Source organism: Pseudomonas sp. NPDC089741, assembly GCF_044748825.1.
GTDB classification, from domain to species: Bacteria; Pseudomonadota; Gammaproteobacteria; order Pseudomonadales; family Pseudomonadaceae; genus Aquipseudomonas; species Aquipseudomonas helmanticensis.
Map to the genome: position 1 here is coordinate 161,793 of NZ_JBIVGT010000003.1, position 17,353 is coordinate 179,145.

General features: G+C 59.2%; 16 protein-coding genes and 1 pseudogene. 11 read left to right on the forward strand and 6 right to left on the reverse strand.

Annotated elements, in window-relative coordinates; genetic code table 11:
- Positions 1–12 precede the first annotated feature (12 nt).
- The 3 genes and pseudogenes from ACIPZE_RS04770 to ACIPZE_RS04780 all read right to left on the reverse strand — a co-directional run.
- A complete protein-coding gene (locus tag ACIPZE_RS04770; RefSeq protein ID WP_283436115.1) occupies positions 13–495 on the reverse strand; it encodes a DUF4822 domain-containing protein in 483 nt (160 codons plus the stop codon).
- A 344-nt stretch (positions 496–839) separates the two neighbouring features.
- Positions 840–1,364, reverse strand: coding sequence for a cysteine hydrolase family protein (locus ACIPZE_RS04775; RefSeq protein ID WP_400771692.1), 525 nt, complete (start codon positions 1,362–1,364; stop codon positions 840–842).
- A gap of 206 nt (positions 1,365–1,570) precedes the next feature.
- Positions 1,571–1,792 (reverse strand): annotated as a pseudogene (locus tag ACIPZE_RS04780) (tautomerase family protein); the annotation flags it as partial.
- Positions 1,793–2,061: 269 nt separating this feature from the next.
- Here ACIPZE_RS04780 and ACIPZE_RS04785 point away from each other — a divergent pair.
- The 4 genes from ACIPZE_RS04785 (at position 2,062) to ACIPZE_RS04800 (ending at position 5,789) form a co-directional block, all read left to right on the forward strand.
- Positions 2,062–2,256 (forward strand): hypothetical protein, encoded by a 195-nt coding sequence (locus tag ACIPZE_RS04785; RefSeq protein ID WP_400771693.1) that lies wholly within the window; start codon positions 2,062–2,064, stop codon positions 2,254–2,256.
- A gap of 49 nt (positions 2,257–2,305) precedes the next feature.
- A complete protein-coding gene (locus tag ACIPZE_RS04790) occupies positions 2,306–2,476 on the forward strand; it encodes a hypothetical protein (RefSeq protein ID WP_164979437.1) in 171 nt (56 codons plus the stop codon).
- A 254-nt stretch (positions 2,477–2,730) separates the two neighbouring features.
- Complete coding sequence (locus tag ACIPZE_RS04795; RefSeq protein WP_129394367.1) at positions 2,731–4,011, forward strand: serine/threonine transporter; 1,281 nt, start codon at positions 2,731–2,733, stop codon at positions 4,009–4,011.
- Positions 4,012–4,136: 125 nt separating this feature from the next.
- Positions 4,137–5,789 carry a SulP family inorganic anion transporter gene (locus ACIPZE_RS04800; RefSeq protein WP_400771694.1) on the forward strand — a complete coding sequence of 551 codons (1,653 nt, stop codon included), beginning with the start codon at positions 4,137–4,139 and terminating at the stop codon, positions 5,787–5,789.
- A gap of 105 nt (positions 5,790–5,894) precedes the next feature.
- Here the strand turns inward: ACIPZE_RS04800 and acnB are convergent, their stop codons facing one another.
- Entirely contained in the window at positions 5,895–8,504 is a 2,610-nt protein-coding gene (gene acnB, locus ACIPZE_RS04805) for a bifunctional aconitate hydratase 2/2-methylisocitrate dehydratase (protein WP_400771867.1), read from the reverse strand.
- A 410-nt stretch (positions 8,505–8,914) separates the two neighbouring features.
- Here acnB and ACIPZE_RS04810 point away from each other — a divergent pair, with 410 nt between their 5' ends.
- Positions 8,915–9,385, forward strand: a complete 471-nt coding sequence (locus tag ACIPZE_RS04810; protein ID WP_045123298.1) for a DUF1289 domain-containing protein — start codon at positions 8,915–8,917, stop codon at positions 9,383–9,385.
- Positions 9,386–9,486: 101 nt separating this feature from the next.
- On the opposite strand, the gene ACIPZE_RS04815 is transcribed toward ACIPZE_RS04810, so the two are convergent.
- Positions 9,487–10,350, reverse strand: coding sequence for a universal stress protein (locus ACIPZE_RS04815; protein ID WP_400771696.1), 864 nt, complete (start codon positions 10,348–10,350; stop codon positions 9,487–9,489).
- A 158-nt stretch (positions 10,351–10,508) separates the two neighbouring features.
- On the opposite strand from ACIPZE_RS04815, the gene ACIPZE_RS04820 reads away from it, so the two are divergent.
- The 3 genes from ACIPZE_RS04820 (at position 10,509) to ACIPZE_RS04830 (ending at position 13,306) form a co-directional block, all read left to right on the forward strand.
- Positions 10,509–11,117 carry a tRNA-(ms[2]io[6]A)-hydroxylase gene (locus tag ACIPZE_RS04820; RefSeq protein ID WP_283436120.1) on the forward strand — a complete coding sequence of 203 codons (609 nt, stop codon included), beginning with the start codon at positions 10,509–10,511 and terminating at the stop codon, positions 11,115–11,117.
- Between the two features lie 194 nt (positions 11,118–11,311).
- Positions 11,312–12,019 carry a response regulator gene (locus ACIPZE_RS04825; RefSeq protein WP_400771869.1) on the forward strand — a complete coding sequence of 236 codons (708 nt, stop codon included), beginning with the start codon at positions 11,312–11,314 and terminating at the stop codon, positions 12,017–12,019.
- Positions 12,020–13,306, forward strand: coding sequence for an ATP-binding protein (locus ACIPZE_RS04830; protein ID WP_283436121.1), 1,287 nt, complete (start codon positions 12,020–12,022; stop codon positions 13,304–13,306).
- A 61-nt stretch (positions 13,307–13,367) separates the two neighbouring features.
- Here the strand turns inward: ACIPZE_RS04830 and ACIPZE_RS04835 are convergent, their stop codons facing one another.
- Positions 13,368–13,856 carry a GFA family protein gene (locus tag ACIPZE_RS04835; protein ID WP_283436122.1) on the reverse strand — a complete coding sequence of 163 codons (489 nt, stop codon included), beginning with the start codon at positions 13,854–13,856 and terminating at the stop codon, positions 13,368–13,370.
- A 231-nt stretch (positions 13,857–14,087) separates the two neighbouring features.
- Between ACIPZE_RS04835 and ACIPZE_RS04840 the strand changes: the two genes are divergently transcribed.
- The 3 genes from ACIPZE_RS04840 (at position 14,088) to ACIPZE_RS04850 (ending at position 17,297) form a co-directional block, all read left to right on the forward strand.
- Positions 14,088–14,972 carry a LysR substrate-binding domain-containing protein gene (locus ACIPZE_RS04840; protein WP_283436123.1) on the forward strand — a complete coding sequence of 295 codons (885 nt, stop codon included), beginning with the start codon at positions 14,088–14,090 and terminating at the stop codon, positions 14,970–14,972.
- Positions 14,973–15,072: 100 nt separating this feature from the next.
- Positions 15,073–16,197, forward strand: coding sequence for an agmatine deiminase (gene aguA / locus ACIPZE_RS04845; protein ID WP_283436124.1), 1,125 nt, complete (start codon positions 15,073–15,075; stop codon positions 16,195–16,197).
- A 2-nt stretch (positions 16,198–16,199) separates the two neighbouring features.
- Positions 16,200–17,297, forward strand: a complete 1,098-nt coding sequence (locus tag ACIPZE_RS04850; protein WP_400771699.1) for an extracellular solute-binding protein — start codon at positions 16,200–16,202, stop codon at positions 17,295–17,297.
- Positions 17,298–17,353 lie beyond the last annotated feature (56 nt).

Here is a 17,353-nt window from a genome sequence, read left to right on the forward strand (position 1 = left end):
TTGAACTCCTGTTTATTGCTTAATGGCGGACTTGGTTTCTATCGTTCCGGTATAGGGCGCGTGAACGACATGAATGCGAACGAGAGGATTGTTGTCGACCATGTCGCGGGGGACTTCCCGAGAATAAGTGAATTCACGGTTGTTCAATGTTTCCAAGCGCCTGACCCATGTTTTGGTCGGGCCGATATCCGGTACAAGAATGTGCTGCTGCTGATCGCCGGTGACAAAGAAGTAACCACCACCGCCGTTGTTGTACTTTGATTCGCCTGTATCGGTGTAAAAGAACTCGTATCGATTACGCTCGGGATCCCACGTCGATATGCCAACTACGCCGGGGTACCTGGCTTTGACGTCGGTTTCAGGGGCGCCGTCGATATAGACCTTGGTGGTCAGCCATCGCGGCGAAGAAGCCAGCTCGCGGACATCGGCGTGGGCGTTGGCGACCGGCGCAAGCAGTGCGGCCAACAACAGTCCGGTCATCATGTTCTTTTGCATGTTGTGTCCTCTTGATCACACTTTAATTATCAGTTTTCGAATTCGGGGCGATAAAAATATTGACCTGCCATGGAATAATGTTCAATGGCTGGGTAGTCGCTTGTAACAAATGGCTGGTATTCGATTTTAAGTAATGTTTTGTTGTAAGTGTTTTTGGCTGTGTAACTTGTAGGATTGTTCTGCAGGGTTGTTGGTTGATTCATTTATTTGTTGGCGTTTTCTGTGGTTAACGTTGCTGGCGCCATTAACTAATTACACGATGCTGTAGGACAAGAGATGCCGTAACAAATCTCTGGTTGACGCAACCGCAGCAAGTGAAGTTGCGTCTATTTCGGGACGCTTGCTTAGAACCTCACTGCAGCGCTGTCGATTAACCGTGCGAAAGCGGCACCGAGGGTCGCGTTGTGATGGTTGATGATCACTTCGGCCGATAGCGTAGCGGTGTCCATGCAAGTGTGGGCGTCGCTGACCAGCAGTGGTCTGAAGCCCAGATCGGCAGCGCTGCGACAGGTGCTGTCGATGCAGAACTGGCTTTTCATGCCGACCACATAGAGGTCTTCGATCTGTGCGGCTTTGAGTTGCTGCGCTAGGTCAGTGCCATGGAAAGCATTGGGGCGGGATTTGTCGAAGAGGGTGTCGATTTCAGCGTCCAGTTCAAGCGCGGGCAACAATTGCCAGAATGGACTGCCAGCGGCAATCGGTGAGCCGTCCGGGCCGGTGTGGCGCACGGCGAAGATTGGCACTTGATTCACGCGGGCCTGAGCGACCAGACGCTGGATGTTGGCCAGAACCTGTTCGCCTCGGTAGGGCTTTTCCTGGCCATGGAACAGGCCGACCTGCATATCGATGATCAACAGTGCTGCGGGCATGGTGGTTCTCCTTGAGTGCTGCGGATGCCGCACGGACGGGAGAAACAACAAGGCCCCGTCCATTGCTGGCGGGGCCTTGGGGTTGCTGCGCTGGAGTTAACTCACACAGAAACACCACGACCCGCCATTGGCGGTCGTGGTGGTACGGGTGAGGTGCAGCGCGCGAAGGTCCATCGGCCGATCATGCGGGTGGCATCGACGGGCTGTCAACCGGCGTATTGGGCGATGCCGTTGCCGAACGACCAGTTCTCTTTTTTCACTTCGACCAGATTGATGAACACGTCTTCCAGGCGGATGCCCAGTTGCGTGTTCAGGTTATGGGCGATGGTCTGGTACAGGGCTTTTTTCTGCTCCAGGGTGCGGCCTTCGTTGAGGGTGATCTGGATGATCACCAGTTGGTCGCTGCGCTGGATGCCCAGGTATTGCGGGTGCCCCTCGTTACCCAATCCTGAACCCTGAACCCCTGTAGGAGCTGTCGAGTGCAACGAGGCTGCGATCTTTTGATCCTGACCTTAAAGCGATCTTTTGATCCTGACCCTGAAGATCAAAAGATCGCAGCGTGCCGCAGCTCCTACAGGGATGCCGGATTTTGCCTACGAACTCGAAAGATCCATCTGCTATCCGGCGGGCGATGAATGCGAAATCATCAAGGCACAAGGCAGCTCGGGCGGTGGCTGCCACCAGCCAAGGAAGGCGAATGCTTCAGATCAACCGAGAACACCTGGAACTCGAAAGGCTGATGAACGAAACGCGCAAGCTTGTGGCAGAACGACAAAAGCTTGTGGCGGAGACAAAAAAGCTGGAAAGGGAGAAGAGTTTATATCCACTCGCCGTATTAGGTGGGGTGGTGACCGCAGTCACTGCAGTCGCGGGTGTTTTTTTCGAGTTCTGAGCAGGTGTTCGACAACCATCAAATCGATGACCCAGAGAGAGGAATCAGCATGAACACATTTGACCGCAAGGCCATGATGGAACAATCAGATCGCGAGCACGATGAATGGGTCGAAAAAATGCGTATCCAGGGCAAAGGCGATATGTACCCCATCTGGGGGATGCTGGCTTTCGGCATCTTTTGCATGTCATTGGGATTCATATTGGCTCGATCGATCTGATCCGGTTATTCCGCTCAGGTTCGACGCTGGAGGCTGTCGGAAAACGACATTGTACGTATCCGTAGCCGACAGCTATTTTCCCGAAAACGACACCCCGTTGATCTGCACCGCATAACCATTCCTCAGCTAAGTCTTTGCTTCTGAACATTTATCACGGAGAATCGCGCCCCTGTTTCGGCCGGAGCATGTCTGTCGGTTTTTTCCGACGCGTCCTGACCGAGTGGCAAGTGACCGGAATGCGGAGATCCGACCGGATGAATGATCAGGCCAATAGCGTCGAAGAGCGCTTTGATGCAGCAGCACCCGCTGAACTTTCGAGCTGGAATCGCCAGGACACCACCTGGATGTTGGGACTGTTTGGGACGGCCATCGGCGCCGGCACCCTATTTCTGCCAATCAATGCCGGGCTCGGTGGCTTCTGGCCGCTGGTGATCCTGACGCTGCTGGCGTTCCCGATGACGTTCTACGCGCACCGTGGCCTGACCCGCTTTGTGCTGTCCGGTCGCGAAGGCGCCGACATCACTGAAGTGGTCGAGCAGCATTTCGGCATCAAGGCCGGTGCGTTGATCACCTTGCTGTACTTCTTCGCGATCTTCCCGATCCTGCTGATCTACAGCGTCGGCCTGACTAACACGGTCGCCAGTTTCCTCGAACATCAACTGCACATCACGCCGCCACCGCGCGCGCTGCTGTCGTTCGTGCTGATCCTCGGTTTGCTGGCGGTGGTGCGTTGCGGCGAGCAGGCAATCGTCAAGGCGATGAGCCTGATGGTCTATCCATTCATCGTCGCGCTGCTGTTCCTCGCGGTGTACCTGATTCCGCACTGGAACGGCGGCATTCTCACCACCGTTTCGCAGGTGCCCGCGCCGTCCGCGCTGCTGCACACGCTGTGGCTGGCGATTCCGGTGATGGTGTTCTCGTTCAACCACTCGCCGATCATCTCGGCGTTTGCAGTGGATCAGAAGCGTCGTTATGGCGTGAATGCCGATGAGCGCAGCTCGCAGATCCTGTTCCGTGCCCATGCACTGATGGTGCTGATGGTGATGTTCTTCGTGTTCAGTTGCGTACTGACCCTGTCACCCGCGCAATTGGCTGAAGCGAAAGATCAGAACCTGTCGATCCTGTCGTACCTGGCCAACCACTTCAATAATCCGACCATCGAATTTGCCGCTCCGCTGATTGCGTTCGTGGCGATTTCCAAGTCGTTCCTCGGTCACTACATCGGCGCCAGCGAAGGCCTCAAGGGCCTGATCATCAAGAGCGGCAAGCGTCCGAGCGCCAAGGCACTGGATCGCATCGTTGCAGCGTTGATGCTGGTGGTGTGCTGGATTATCGCGACCCTGAACCCAAGCATTCTCGGCATGATCGAAACCGTCGGTGGCCCGGTCATCGCAGCGATCCTGTTCCTGATGCCGATGTACGCGATTCGCAAGATTCCGGCGATGGCGCGTTATCGTGGTCAGGCGTCGAACGTTTTCGTCGCGGCGGTTGGCCTGGTGGCGATTTCGGCGCTGGTTTACAAGCTGGCCGTTTAAAGACCAATAGATCGCATAGCTCCCAGCAGGCGCCGCCGCAGGCTGCGATCTTTGGCTTTTAAGCTACAGTACGCCGCTACGCATCCCTGATGCGTAGCGGCTTTTTTTCGTCTGGAGACAGTGGATTGTCGAGCGCCCCACCACCTGTGGAACAACCCAATCGCTGGCAGGATGTCCTCGCCGGCCTGTCGATCGCCGGCCTGTTGCTGCCCGAAGCCGTGGCGTACTCGACCATCGCCGCACTGGCGCCTCAGGCCGGGGTCATCGCCTTGTTTGCCGGGTTGCTGTGTTACGGGCTGTTCGGCACCAGTCGCTTCGCCATTGTGTCGGCGACGTCATCGTCAGCGGCGGTGCTCGCGGCAGCCACGGCGACCTTGGCCAATGGTGATCCGCAACTGCGCTCGACGCTGGCGGTCGGGCTGGTGCTGGTCACCGGCGCGTTGTTTCTGCTGGCCGGGATTTTTCGCCTCGGCAGCGTCACCTCGTTTATCGCCAAACCGGTCTTGCGCGGATTTGCCTTCGGTCTGGCGCTGACGATCATTCTCAAGCAAGTTGCCAGTGTGGTCGGCGTGCATCTGACCGACGCCAATCTGGTGCGCTTCGCCCCACAACTGCTGGAGCAATTGCCACAGTGGAACTGGCCGGCAGCGGCTGTCGCTGCCGTGGCGCTGGTGTTGCTCGGCGTGTTTGCGCGATTCCCGCGAGTGCCCGGCGGATTGCTGGTGGTGGTGATCGGCATCCTCGCCGGGCAATGGCTGCACTTGCCGGCGTATGGCGTGAAGTTGATCGGGGTGATCGATCTGAGCCTGGAGGTGCCGAATTTACCGGCCTTGCCGTTCGCCGACTGGCTGCGGTTAGGGGAGGTGGGGTTTGCGCTGGTGATGATTCTGTACGCGGAGTCCTACGGCTCGATCAGTTCGTATGCACTCAAGCATGGCGACCGTGTGACCTCGAACCGCGACTTGCTGGCACTCGGTGCGGCGAATCTGCTGTCCGGGTTGTTCCATGGCATGCCGGCGGGAGCGGGGTATTCGGCAACCTCGGCGAATGAGGCCGCGGGGGCTACTTCACGGATGGCTGGCGCGGTGGCGGCGCTGGTGGTGCTGGCCATCGTGCTGACCGTTTTGCCATGGATCGCGCTGACGCCGGAGCCAATCCTCGCCGCTATTGTCATGCATGCGTTGGGGCGGGGTTTGAGTTTGCAGCCGCTGTGGCGTTATTTCGTCTGGCGCCGGGATCGGGTGCTGGTGATTTGTGCGGTGGCGGCGGTGTTGGTGCTTGGCGTGCTGGACGGCTTGCTGGTAGCGGTGGCGATCAGTGTCTTGTTGATGCTCAAACAGATGTCGGCGGCGGACATCCAGGTGTTGGGGCGGATCGACGGCGGGCACGATTTTGTCGATATGCAGCGCCATCCCATTGCGCAGACGGAACCCGGCATTTTGATCATTCGGCCGGGCGAGGCGTTGTTCTTTGCCAACGTCGAACGGATTCTGGGGGCGGCGTTGCGCTTGGTGCGGCATTCGCAGGTACCGGTGCACACGGTGATTCTCAGTCTGGAAGAAACGCCGGATCTGGATGGCACCAGCATTGAGGCGTTGCAGGAGTTTTTCCTGCGGGTGCATCTGGACGGCAAACGATTGATTCTGGCGCGGCTCAAGCACGAGGCGCTGAGCGCGTTGGCGGAACTGCCAGAGGTGCCGGCCAATGATGTGATCCTCAGTGGCCTGAGCGTCGACGGTGCTGTCCAGCAAGCCCTCAACCTCAACCCGATACTGTAGGAGCTGCCGGGCCGAAGGTATGTGAACACAGGTCCCCGTGTTTTTCAGGGATAAAAAAACGCCGCACATCTCTCGATGGGCGGCGTTTTTCATTGCGTTGCAGCGTTAGGCTTGAACGACCGGAATGTTGGCGTTCGCAGCAGCTTCACGGAACTCGGCGATCTGGTCGAAGGACAGGTAGCGGTAGATATCGGCCGCCATGCTGTCGATCTTGCCAGCGTATTCCATGTACTCCTCGACGGTCGGCAGGCGACCCAGGATCGAAGCGACGGACGCCAACTCGGCCGAAGCCAGGTAGACGTTCGCGCCGTCGCCCAGACGGTTCGGGAAGTTACGGGTCGACGTCGACACCACGGTCGCGTTCGGCTCTACACGTGCCTGGTTACCCATGCACAGCGAGCAGCCCGGCATTTCCATGCGCGCGCCAGCCTTGCCGTAGATGCCGTAGTAGCCTTCTTCGGTCAGCTGGTGAGCGTCCATCTTGGTCGGCGGCGACAGCCACAGACGGGTTGGCAGCTGACCCTTGACCTGATCCAGCAATTTACCGGCAGCGCGGAAGTGCCCGATGTGGGTCATGCCCGAACCGCTGAACACTGCGTCGATCTTCTCGCCAGCAACGCTGGACAGCTGCCGGGCGTCGTCCGGATCGTTCGGCGCGCACAGTACAGGCTCGCTGATGTCGGCCAGATCGATTTCGATGATTTCGGCGTATTCGGCGTCGGCATCGGCTTCCATCAGTTCCGGGTTGGCAACCCAGGCTTCCATCGCTTGAGCACGGCGTTCCAGAGTACGCGCATCGCCGTAGCCTTCGCCGATCATCCAGCGCAGCAGGGTGATGTTGGAGTTCAGGTACTCGGTGATCGACTCTTTCGACAGCTTGATGGTGCAACCGGCAGCCGAACGGTCGGCCGCGGCGTCGGACAGTTCGAACGCCTGCTCGAGGGTCAGACCTTCCAGACCTTCGATTTCCAGGATGCGGCCGGAGAAGGCGTTTTTCTTGCCTTTCTTCTCGACGGTCAGCAGACCGTTCTGGATAGCGAAGTAAGGAATCGCATGAACCAGGTCACGCAGGGTGATGCCAGGTTTCATTTTGCCTTTGAAGCGCACCAGAATCGATTCCGGCATGTCCAGCGGCATGACGCCGGTGGCCGCAGCAAACGCAACCAGACCGGAACCGGCCGGGAACGAAATGCCCATCGGGAAACGGGTGTGCGAGTCACCACCGGTGCCGACGGTGTCTGGCAGCAGCATACGGTTCAGCCACGAGTGGATGATGCCGTCGCCCGGACGCAGGGAAACGCCGCCGCGGGTCATGATGAAGTCAGGCAGGGTGTGGTGGGTGGTCACGTCGATCGGCTTTGGATAGGCTGCGGTGTGGCAGAACGACTGCATTACCAGATCAGCGGAGAAGCCCAGGCACGCCAGGTCTTTCAGTTCGTCACGGGTCATTGGACCGGTGGTGTCCTGAGAACCCACGGTGGTCATTTTCGGTTCGCAGTAGGTGCCAGGACGGATGCCTTTGCCTTCTGCCAGACCGCAAGCCTTGCCGACCATTTTCTGCGCCAGGGTGTAACCCTTGGTGCTTTCGATCGGTGCATCAGGCTTCTTGAACAGGTCGAACGCCGGCAGACCCAGTTCGGCGCGAGCCTTCTCGGTCAGGCCGCGGCCAATGATCAGCGGGATACGGCCGCCAGCACGGACTTCGTCCAACAGAACCGGGGTCTTCATTTCGAAGGTGGTCAGGACTTCGTCGGTGCCGTGTTTGCAGACTTTGCCAGCATGCGGGTACAGGTCGATCACGTCGCCCATGTTCATGTTGGAAACGTCGAACTCGATTGGCAGTGCGCCGGCATCTTCCATGGTGTTGTAGAAGATTGGAGCGATTTTGCTGCCGAAGCAGAAACCGCCAGCGCGCTTGTTCGGCACGTAAGGAACGTCATCGCCGAAGAACCACAGTACCGAGTTGGTAGCGGATTTACGCGAAGAACCGGTACCGACCACATCACCGACGTAGGCGATCGGGAAGCCTTCACCGCGCATTTGTTCGATCTGCTTCATCGGGCCGATGGCGCCCTGCTGATCAGGAACGATGCCGTCGCGGGCCATTTTCAGCATGGCCAGGGCGTGCAGCGGGATGTCTGGACGCGACCAGGCATCTGGGGCAGGGGACAGGTCGTCAGTGTTGGTTTCGCCGGTAACCTTGAATACACGCAGGCTGATCTTGTCGGCCAGGGTCGGGCGGTTCTTGAACCACTCGCCGTCAGCCCAGGATTGCAGCACGGCTTTTGCGTGAGCGTTGCCGTTCTTGGCTTTTTCCGCGACGTCGTGGAACGCATCGAACATCAGCAGGGTGTGCTTGAGTTGCGCGGCAGCGACTGGCGCCAGCTCGGCGTCGTCCAGCAGGTCAACCAGAGTGACGATGTTGTAGCCGCCCTGCATGGTGCCGAGCAGTTCTACAGCGCGCTTTTTGTCCAGCAGCGGGGAGGAAACTTCGCCCTTGGCCAGAGCAGACAGGAAACCGGCTTTTACATAGGCCGCTTCGTCCACGCCTGGTGGAATGCGATTGGTGATCAGGTCAACGAGAAATTCTTCTTCGCCAGCCGGAGGGTTTTTCAGCAGCTCGACCAGGCCTGCTGTTTGTTCGGCGTTAAGCGGCTGGGGAACGATACCCAGGGCTGCACGCTCTTCGATATGTTTGCGGTAGGCTTCAAGCACAGTTATTACCCTCATCAGTGGTCCCAAATGGGTGTCCGGGACGCTCATCCCGAAATGGTCGTACTCATGCGCTGCGTGGCGTTGTGGGCCACTTAGCCAGAATTACCGACCATTCCTTACAGAAGCTGCTTTCAAAGTTTTACGCCTGCAGAACGGGGAGCTGATGAGGGTTGGCGATGGGCTTTTCCCCGCTGGAAAAACCCCTCGCCAACACCGCTCTGAAGGAACGACTGTGCTCGTGACGCTTTGAAAACAGCTTCTAACGGACATTGGCGCCTTAAAAGGCTGGCTGATTCTACGGCAAAAAAAAATTAAACGTAAGTTCGTCCCTGAAGTTTGAGGGGTGATGAATGTTAGACAAAGGGCTAACATGCCGACCTGTTCCGCGTTTCAGTGCCTTTGCCTACTTTATGCCCAATCAGACCATCAAGACCCCCTGCGTCGGCCTCTGCTCCACTGTTTACGGTGATCTGGTGTGCCGTGGCTGCAAGCGTTTCCACCACGAAGTGATCCATTGGAATGGTTACAACGAGGAGGAAAAACGCGCGGTGTGGCTGCGTCTGGAACAATTGCTGTCACAAGTGATGGCGGGCAAGGTCGAGATTTTCGATTCGGCGCGCCTGCGCGAGCAGCTCGAACAGCGCAAGATCCGCTTCGTGCCGCATCAATCGGAATATTGCTGGGCGTATCAACTGATCGCTCGTGGTGCGCGGGTGATCATTAATCTGGAAGCGTACGGGATGGTGTTGCTGCCGGAGTTTCGCGAGTGGAACCTGCCGGAATTGCGCGATGCCATTGATCGGGAATTCTTCCTGCTGTCGGAAGCGCATTATCAGCGCTACATCGCCCCCGGATTCCTCAAAGACGCCTTTGGCGCCTGAACCTCAAAAGATCGCAGCGTGCCGCAGCTCCTACAGGTTTGTGTGACGTCGGGCGCCCGCAATATCTGTAGGAGCTGCGGCACGCTGCGATCTTTTGATCTTTAATGTTTCACCGCCAACTCCACCAGATGATCCTCGACCTCCTGCGGCTTGAGCACCAGTACGTCGCTTTCCAGCTCGTCCAGCACCACTTCTGCGGTATTGCCGATCAACGCTCCTGACAAACCGGTTCGCGCCACCGTGCCGATCACGGTCACCGCCGCCTGCAGCTTGTGCGCCATAAACGGGATCAGCACATCTGCCGGGCCTTCCTCGATGTGCAAATGTTCGTCATCGACATCAAATTCCGCCTGAAACGCCCGACACTGCTCGCGATAGCGCGCTTCGATGGTTTCGCTCAGTTGGAAAGTCGGATCCGCCGCCGACAGCATCGGTGAAGGATGCGCCGCAATCACATGCAGGTGCGCCTTGGCCAGACTGGCAATGTCATAGCCGTGATCAATGATCGTGGTGTGCAGATGCCGGTGTTCGCCATCGGCATTGCCGACATCGACGGCGGCCAGGATCACGCGGTCCTTCCAGGACGTGGATGTTTTCACCAACAGCACCGGGGTCGGGCAGTGGCGCAAGAGTTTCCAGTCCGCCGGCGTCAGCAGGGCCTTTTTCAGCGGACTGTCGGGGAAATGCTGTTTGACCACCAGCCCGCAACCCTCGGCCTGCTGCACATCAATGATGGTTTCGTGCAGGCTCTCGTTCCACGCCTGTTCGGTCGTCACGCTGTAACCATCGGCTAACAGCGCGGCCTTGAGTACGCCGAGCATGCCGGCGTGGTCGTGCTTCTTGTCACACACCAGCAGGTGCAGATGGGCCTGGGTCACGCCTGCGATCAGCTTGGCGCGCTTGAGCGCCAGGCTTTCCGAATGTTCGGGTTCGATGACCACCAGAATGCTGCGAATGGCTTGCATGAGCGGAGTCTCCAGCAAAGAAAAGGCACGGCGTTGCACAACTATAGTTGCTGCTCATGCGCCTGCGACTTGATGCATATCAACGCGGGCGGCTGGTGGTCTGCGGGCAGGCCGGTATAATCGGCGCCCTTCGCTCGAACACCTTTACCGTGAGCCCCATGATCCTTCCCGAAATCCACGAATTCCTTGGCTGCCGCACCCCTGACGCCTGGGTCCAGGCCGCACTGGCCGATCAGGAAACCCTGCTGATCGACCACAAGAACTGCGAGTTCAAGGCTGCCAGCACCGCGCTGAGCCTGATAGCCAAGTACCATTCCCACGTCGACCTGATCAACATGATGTCGCGTCTGGCCCGGGAAGAACTGGTGCACCACGAGCAGGTCATGCGCCTGATGAAACGCCGCAAGATCGAGCTGCGCCAGCTGCATGCCGGCCGTTACGCGTCGAGCCTGCGCAAGGTGGTGCGTAGCCACGAGCCGGTGAAACTGGTCGATACGCTGGTGGTCGGGGCGTTTATCGAAGCGCGCAGTTGCGAGCGGTTCGAAGCGCTGGTGCCGCATCTGGATGAAGAACTCGGCAAGTTCTACTTTGGCCTGCTGAAAAGCGAGGCGCGGCATTTTCAGGGTTATCTGAAGCTCGCTTATCAGTACGGCGATGCCAAGGATGTTGCGCAGGTGATCGAGCGAGTCCGCGCTGCCGAGCAAGAGCTGATTGAATCGCCGGATGAAGAATTCCGCTTTCACAGCGGTGTGCCTGTAAACCGTTAAGATCAAAAGATCGCAGCCTTCGGCAGCTCCTACAGGGAAATGCATTCAAGATGTAGCAGCTGCCGAAGGCTGCGATCTTTGCGCGTGTGATTGTTAAAAACTCTTAAGAGTATGAAACATCAGCGCAAAACGGCCCTCGCCCACGAATGCCGCCATAATGTCGGCCCTTACACATGGGTTGGCACACGGTCGATATGGATAATCTGGGTTTTGGCAAAGTCCTGCTGGTGGAAGACGACGAGCGTCTTGCCGCGCTGATCGCCCACTTCCTCGAACAACACGGCTACGAAGTCCGCTCGGTGCATCGCGGCGATCTGGCGGTGGCCGCGTTTCTCGAATTCAAGCCGAAAGTAGTGGTGCTCGACCTGATGCTGCCGGGGCAGAGGGGCCTGCACGTGTGCCGCGAAATTCGCAGCGTGTCGGATACGCCGATCGTGATTCTGACCGCCAAGGAAGACGACCTCGACCACATTCTCGGCCTGGAATCGGGTGCCGATGACTACGTGATCAAACCGATCAAACCGCCGGTATTGCTGGCCCGCCTGCGCGCGTTGCAACGGCGGCAGGTGCCGGACAGCAATGTGGTCAGCCTGCTCGAGTTCGGCCATTTGAGGATCGACCGCAGTTGCCGCGAAGTGCGCCTGGCCGGGGAAGTCATCGAAATGACCACCATGGAGTTCGAGCTGTTGTGGCTGCTCGCCAGTGCGGCGGGCAAGACGCTCTCGCGCGACGACATTCTCAACCGCATGCGCGGCATTGCCTTCGACGGGCTCAATCGCAGCGTCGACGTGTACATCAGCAAATTGCGTAACAAACTCAAGGACAACCCTCGCGAGCCGGTGTGCATCAAGACCGTGTGGGGCAAAGGTTATCTGTTCAATCCGTTCGCCTGGGAGCTGTAGATGCTGCGGTTATTTTTCGGGCTGTTTCTGGTCATGACGGTGGGGCTGGTGTTGGCGTTGCAGACGGTTGAACACACGTTCGATGCGCTGCTCGATTATCAGCAACGCGACTACAACCGTGAAGCCGTGCGCGGTCAGGCCTGGACGCTCACTCAGCAGTTACGTGAACTCGATGGCCCTGCGCGGGAAAACCAGTTGCAATCGATACGCCCGCACTACGGGCTGGGGCTGACGCTGGTCGATGCCGGCCAACTGAACCTGACCGACGAGGAAAAAACCGAGCTGGCCGATGGCTTGCTGGTCATCCGCGACAAATACAGCCAATACATTTCCGCCATCGATGGCGGCCCGCAGTTGCTGAGTATTCGCCTGCCCGCCGAACCGAGCCTGATGCCTTTCTACATCGTCGCGGCGTACCTGATGATTGCCGTGGTGATCGGTATCGTCCTGTTCTTCTGGGTGCGTCCGCACTGGCGTGATCTGGAAAAACTGCGGCTGGCCGCCGAGCGTTTTGGCGGCAATGACTTGTCGTCGCGCATTCAATTGTCGAAACGCTCGAACATCCGCGACCTGGCCGAGCACTTCAATTTGATGGCGGCGCGTATCGAAGGTTTGATCGCCAATCAGCGCGAACTGACCAACGCTGTGTCCCATGAACTGCGCACGCCGATTGCGCGGTTGTCGTTTGAGCTCGACCAACTCAAGCAACAACCGGACGCCAGCCAGAACCGCGAGCTGATTGCCGATATGTATGCCGATCTCGGCGAGCTGGAAGAGATGGTCTCCGAACTGTTGACCTACGCCAGCCTTGAGCGCGGCGCGACGGTGATCAAGCGCGAAAACATCCAGGCCGCCAACTGGCTCGACAGCGTCGTCGGCAGCGTGGCGCTGGAAGCGGAAGCGGCGGGGGTGCAGTTGCTGATTGGCGATTGCCGGCTCGACACCGTGCGCATCGAACCGCGGTTCATGGCGCGGGCGGTCATCAATCTGCTGCGCAATGCCATTCGTTATGCCGAGCAGCGCGTGGAGGTGACGCTGGAGCGCAATGGCGAATACTACGAGGTGCGGGTCAACGACGACGGGCCGGGAGTGCCGCTGGATGGGCGCGAGAAGATTTTCGAGCCATTCTCGCGGCTGGATGCCAGCCGCGATCGGCGTACCGGCGGGTTTGGTTTGGGCCTGGCGCTGGTGCGACGAGTGTCGCAGTCGCATGGCGGGCAGGTCGAAGTCGGTGAATCGGCATGGGGCGGGGCATCGTTTCGGATGACCTGGGCGCATCTGGATTGATCTGCGTTGCCAGTCCCGGCCTGCTCGCGAAGAGGCCATCAATCACACCACAATTCCCCACTCATCTGAGCAACCCCAACCGCTCATGCCACTGCGCAATTGACTCTTGGGGATAAACCTCAAACTGCTTGTCTGCGGGCTTTGCGTTCACCTCAACCCACGAAGCCTTCGAACCGAGCATCAAGTGCGTGTGCTCCGGCGGCACCGGCAACGGCGTGTCGATGGCCGAGGCGAAGGGGTGGATCAGCTCCGGCCACTCCGGGCTGAACAGCCATAAACCGCTGCCGCACAGTGAGCAGAAATGCCGTTCGGCGGTGCTGCGGTGTGCACGTTTGTCGCCTTCGTCCTTCATCTTCGCGTGGTAGATCGAAATGTGTTTGCGCCCCTGAACCTTGAGGCTGGCCGAGTCGCCGCCGAGGTTGATCGCATAGCCACCACCGCCCTGGGTCTTGCGGCAGATCGAGCAGTAGCAGCGTTGATAAGGATAGGGGTGGGCGCTGGTCAGGCTGAAGGTGACGGCGCCGCAGTGGCAGGAGCCTTCGAGGTGCATGAGGGGCCTCCGGTGGGCTGGATGGGTTCGGTTCAGCCTAGAAGAGTTGTGGTGAATGCGCTGCCGCCATCGCTGGCAAGCGTTTCCCCTGTAGGAGCTGCCGCAGGCTGCGATCTTTTGATCTGGCCCTTCAAAATACACCATCAAAAGATCGCAGCCTGCGGCAGCTCCTACTGGACTCGTGCGACAGCTGCGGTCAGCATGTCGTCCTAAAAACAGGGATCCCAACCCATGCGTAGACTGCCCTCACTGGCCGCCCTGCGAACCTTCGAATGCGCCGCCCGTCACGCGCATTTCGGCCGGGCCGCCGCTGAACTGTGCGTCACCGACAGCGCCGTCAGCCACCAGATCCGCCAGCTCGAAGAGCAACTTGGCGTGTCGCTGTTCATCCGCGAAGGCCGGCAGATTCGCCCGACCATCGCCGCCGGACGGCTGATGCAGAGCCTGCAACAAGCCTTCGAACTGATCGGCGATGCCTGCGATGAACTGCGCGATCCGTCCTCGCTGGCGGTCTTGCGTTTGGCCGTCACCGCCGAACTCGCGCAAAAGTGGTTGATGAGCCGTCTCAGCGATTTCTACGCGCGCTATCCGCACATCACCTTGCACCTCTACGAACAGCCGATCGACGCCAGCGCCCCCGGCGAAGACATCGACCTGGCAATCACCTACGGCACCGGCCCGGTCGACAGCAGCGCCTATTTCGTCCGACCGTTGCCGGCGCTGCAATTCTTCCCGGTGTGCAGCCCCGGCCTGTTCAACCAAGGCACGCTGAAGACGCCGAAGGATCTGGCCCGCCATTGTCTGCTGCACGACGATCAGGACGGCAAGACCTGGACCGCATGGCTCACCAGCCACGCCGGCGATCTGCGCCCGCAGCGCCAGTTGTATTTCGCCCACGCCGGGCTGGCGCTGGAAGCGGCGGCGCAAGGGCAGGGCGTTGCGATGGGCGACAACCTCACTGCGCAGGAAGATTTGCAGAACGGTCGGCTGGTGCGGCCATTCGCCTCGAGCATGACCGCCCTCGGCCAATACGCGCTGGTCTGTGAACGGCTGCGCATGGAGCGTCCGGCAGTCGCGCAAATGCTCGAATGGTTCAACGATCAACTGACGGATTGATGAGTTGAATTCAACTGTTCCGCAATAATCATCGTTGGCGGGGGCTCTGCCTGCGACCGTAGCCTGTGGTCATTCCCATCGCGAACAACGAGGTTTGACCATGGCACGTTTGCTCGACTCCACCCCCAAACACGACGGCTTCCGTCTGCCCGGCGAATTCGAAAGCAAGTCCGGCTGCTGGCTCGGCTGGCCGGAGCGTACTGACGTCTGGCGCAACGGCGCCAAGCCTGCGCAGAAAGTCTGGGTGCAGATCGTCACCGCGATCTCCCACAGCGAACCGGTCACCGTTTGCGCCTCGGCCGCGCAATTCGCCACCGCGCGCCGGCAGTTGCCGCCGCAAGTACGCGTCGTGGAAATGACCTGCAACGACACCTGGTTTCGCGACAGCGGCCCGTGCTTTGTGGTCAATGACCAGAGCGGCGAAGTGCGCGGCGTCGACTTCGAATTCAATGCTTATGGCGGTCTCGACGGCGGCCTCTACTACCCGTGGGACAAGGACGATCAGATCGCCAGCAAGATCCTTGAAATCGAGCGTTTCGACCGCTACCGCGCGCCGTTGATTGCCGAACTCGGCGGTATCCAGAGCGACGGCCAGGGCAGCATCCTCACCACCGAACAGTGCCTGCTCAATCGCAATCGCAACCAGCATCTGGGCAAGGATGAAGTCACCCGCAGGCTCACCGATTACCTCGGCGCCGAACAAGTGATCTGGCTGCCGCGCGGCTGCAAGTTCGACGAAACCGATGGCCACGTCGATGACCTCGCCTGTTTCGTCCGTCCCGGCGAAGTGGTGCTGCAATGGACCGACAATCGCGACGATCCGCAATGGGAAATCTATCAGGAGGCCTACGATATTCTGCGCAGCACCCGTGACAGCCGTGGCCGCGAGCTGATCGTGCACAAACTGCCGCAACCGGATGTGCTGGAGTGGACCGCCGAAGAAGCCGAAGGCCTCGATCAGCAGGACAGCACCCACACCCGCCAGGCCGGCACTAAAATCTGCGCGTCGTACATCAACTATTACGCCGGCAACAGCTCGATCGTAGTGCCGCTGTTTGGCGATCGTCAGGATCAGGCCGCACTGGCGACGCTCGCCGAACTGTTTCCGCAGCACAAAATCGTCGGCATCGAAAACTCCCGGGAAATCCTCCTCGGTGGCGGCAACGTCGCGTGCATCACCATGCCGCAATACGCCGGCACGCCCGACCACAAGAAGGGAGCCTGACCATGCGCCTGCACAAACTGACTCAAGCGTTATTGCTGGTGCTTGCACCCTTGTGTGTGCAGGCCGCCGACACCGCGAAACCGGTGGTCAACCTGTACATCTGGGGCGAGTACCTGGCCCCGGACACCTTGAAGAATTTCGAGGCGAAAACCGGCATTCATGTGGTCGCCGATCACTTCGACTCGCTGGAAACCGTCGAGACCAAACTACTTACCGGGCGCAGCGGCTACGACCTGGTGCTGACCGCCGGCCAGCATCTGTCGCGGGCCATTGAAAGCGGCGCGATCCAGCCGCTGGACAAGGCCCGGGTGCCACACTTTGCCGGGGTTGGCGAGGAGTTTCGTCAGCACATGGCGGTGTTTGATCCGGGCAATCGTTTCGCCGGCATCTACGCTTGGGGTACCACTGGCGTGGGGTATCAGGAGGAGGCGATCAAGCAACGTCTGCCTGATGCGCCGACGGACAGTTGGGCGATGCTGTTCGATCCGGCGGTGGTTTCGAAATTTGCCGACTGCGGGGTGAGTTTGCTTAATGACCCGAACGAAGTGTTCGCCGCGGTCATGAAGTACATGGGCCTGGACATCAACCGGCAGAACCTCGATGACCTGAAACTCGCCGAGCAGCAATTGGCGAAGATCCGCCCGTACATCCGCTACTTCGACAATGATCTGAATATCAGCGATCTGGCCAACGGCAACACCTGCGTGGCGATGTCGTGGAACGGCAACGTGGCGATTGCGGCGGGACAGGCGCAGGCGGCGAACAAGCCATTCAAGCTCAGTTACCGGATTCCGAAAGAGGGCACATTGATCTGGTTTGACGCGATGGTCATTCCCAAGGACGCCCCGCACCCTCAGGCCGGATTGGCGTTGATGGATTATTTAATGACGCCGGAAGTGATGGCGCCGATCACCGACACCATTCATTACGCCAATGCGATCACGGCGGCGGATGGCTTGGTCGATGCATCGATCCGCAATGATCCGGGCACCTACCCCTCGGCCGACGTCAGGGCCACGCTGTACAGCAAAAACGATAACGGCAAAGCCTTCAATCGCGCCTTGATCCGCGCATTCAGCCGCCTGAAATCCGGCCTCTGACCCCGCAAATCCCCCTGTAGGAGCTGCCGCAGGCTGCGATCTTTTGATCCTGTTTT

Bases quoted from the DNA above. Each gene is read 5' to 3' on its own strand.
- ACIPZE_RS04770 (WP_283436115.1), bottom strand. From the start codon at position 495: ATGCAAAAGAACATGATGACCGGACTGTTGTTGGCCGCACTGCTTGCG.
- ACIPZE_RS04775 (WP_400771692.1), bottom strand. From the start codon at position 1,364: ATGCCCGCAGCACTGTTGATCATCGATATGCAGGTCGGCCTGTTCCAT.
- ACIPZE_RS04785 (WP_400771693.1), top strand. From the start codon at position 2,062: ATGCTTCAGATCAACCGAGAACACCTGGAACTCGAAAGGCTGATGAAC.
- ACIPZE_RS04790 (WP_164979437.1), top strand. From the start codon at position 2,306: ATGAACACATTTGACCGCAAGGCCATGATGGAACAATCAGATCGCGAG.
- ACIPZE_RS04795 (WP_129394367.1), top strand. From the start codon at position 2,731: ATGAATGATCAGGCCAATAGCGTCGAAGAGCGCTTTGATGCAGCAGCA.
- ACIPZE_RS04810 (WP_045123298.1), top strand. From the start codon at position 8,915: ATGCCCAATCAGACCATCAAGACCCCCTGCGTCGGCCTCTGCTCCACT.
- ACIPZE_RS04815 (WP_400771696.1), bottom strand. From the start codon at position 10,350: ATGCAAGCCATTCGCAGCATTCTGGTGGTCATCGAACCCGAACATTCG.
- ACIPZE_RS04820 (WP_283436120.1), top strand. From the start codon at position 10,509: ATGATCCTTCCCGAAATCCACGAATTCCTTGGCTGCCGCACCCCTGAC.
- ACIPZE_RS04825 (WP_400771869.1), top strand. From the start codon at position 11,312: ATGGATAATCTGGGTTTTGGCAAAGTCCTGCTGGTGGAAGACGACGAG.
- ACIPZE_RS04830 (WP_283436121.1), top strand. From the start codon at position 12,020: ATGCTGCGGTTATTTTTCGGGCTGTTTCTGGTCATGACGGTGGGGCTG.
- ACIPZE_RS04835 (WP_283436122.1), bottom strand. From the start codon at position 13,856: ATGCACCTCGAAGGCTCCTGCCACTGCGGCGCCGTCACCTTCAGCCTG.
- ACIPZE_RS04840 (WP_283436123.1), top strand. From the start codon at position 14,088: ATGCGTAGACTGCCCTCACTGGCCGCCCTGCGAACCTTCGAATGCGCC.
- aguA (WP_283436124.1), top strand. From the start codon at position 15,073: ATGGCACGTTTGCTCGACTCCACCCCCAAACACGACGGCTTCCGTCTG.
- ACIPZE_RS04850 (WP_400771699.1), top strand. From the start codon at position 16,200: ATGCGCCTGCACAAACTGACTCAAGCGTTATTGCTGGTGCTTGCACCC.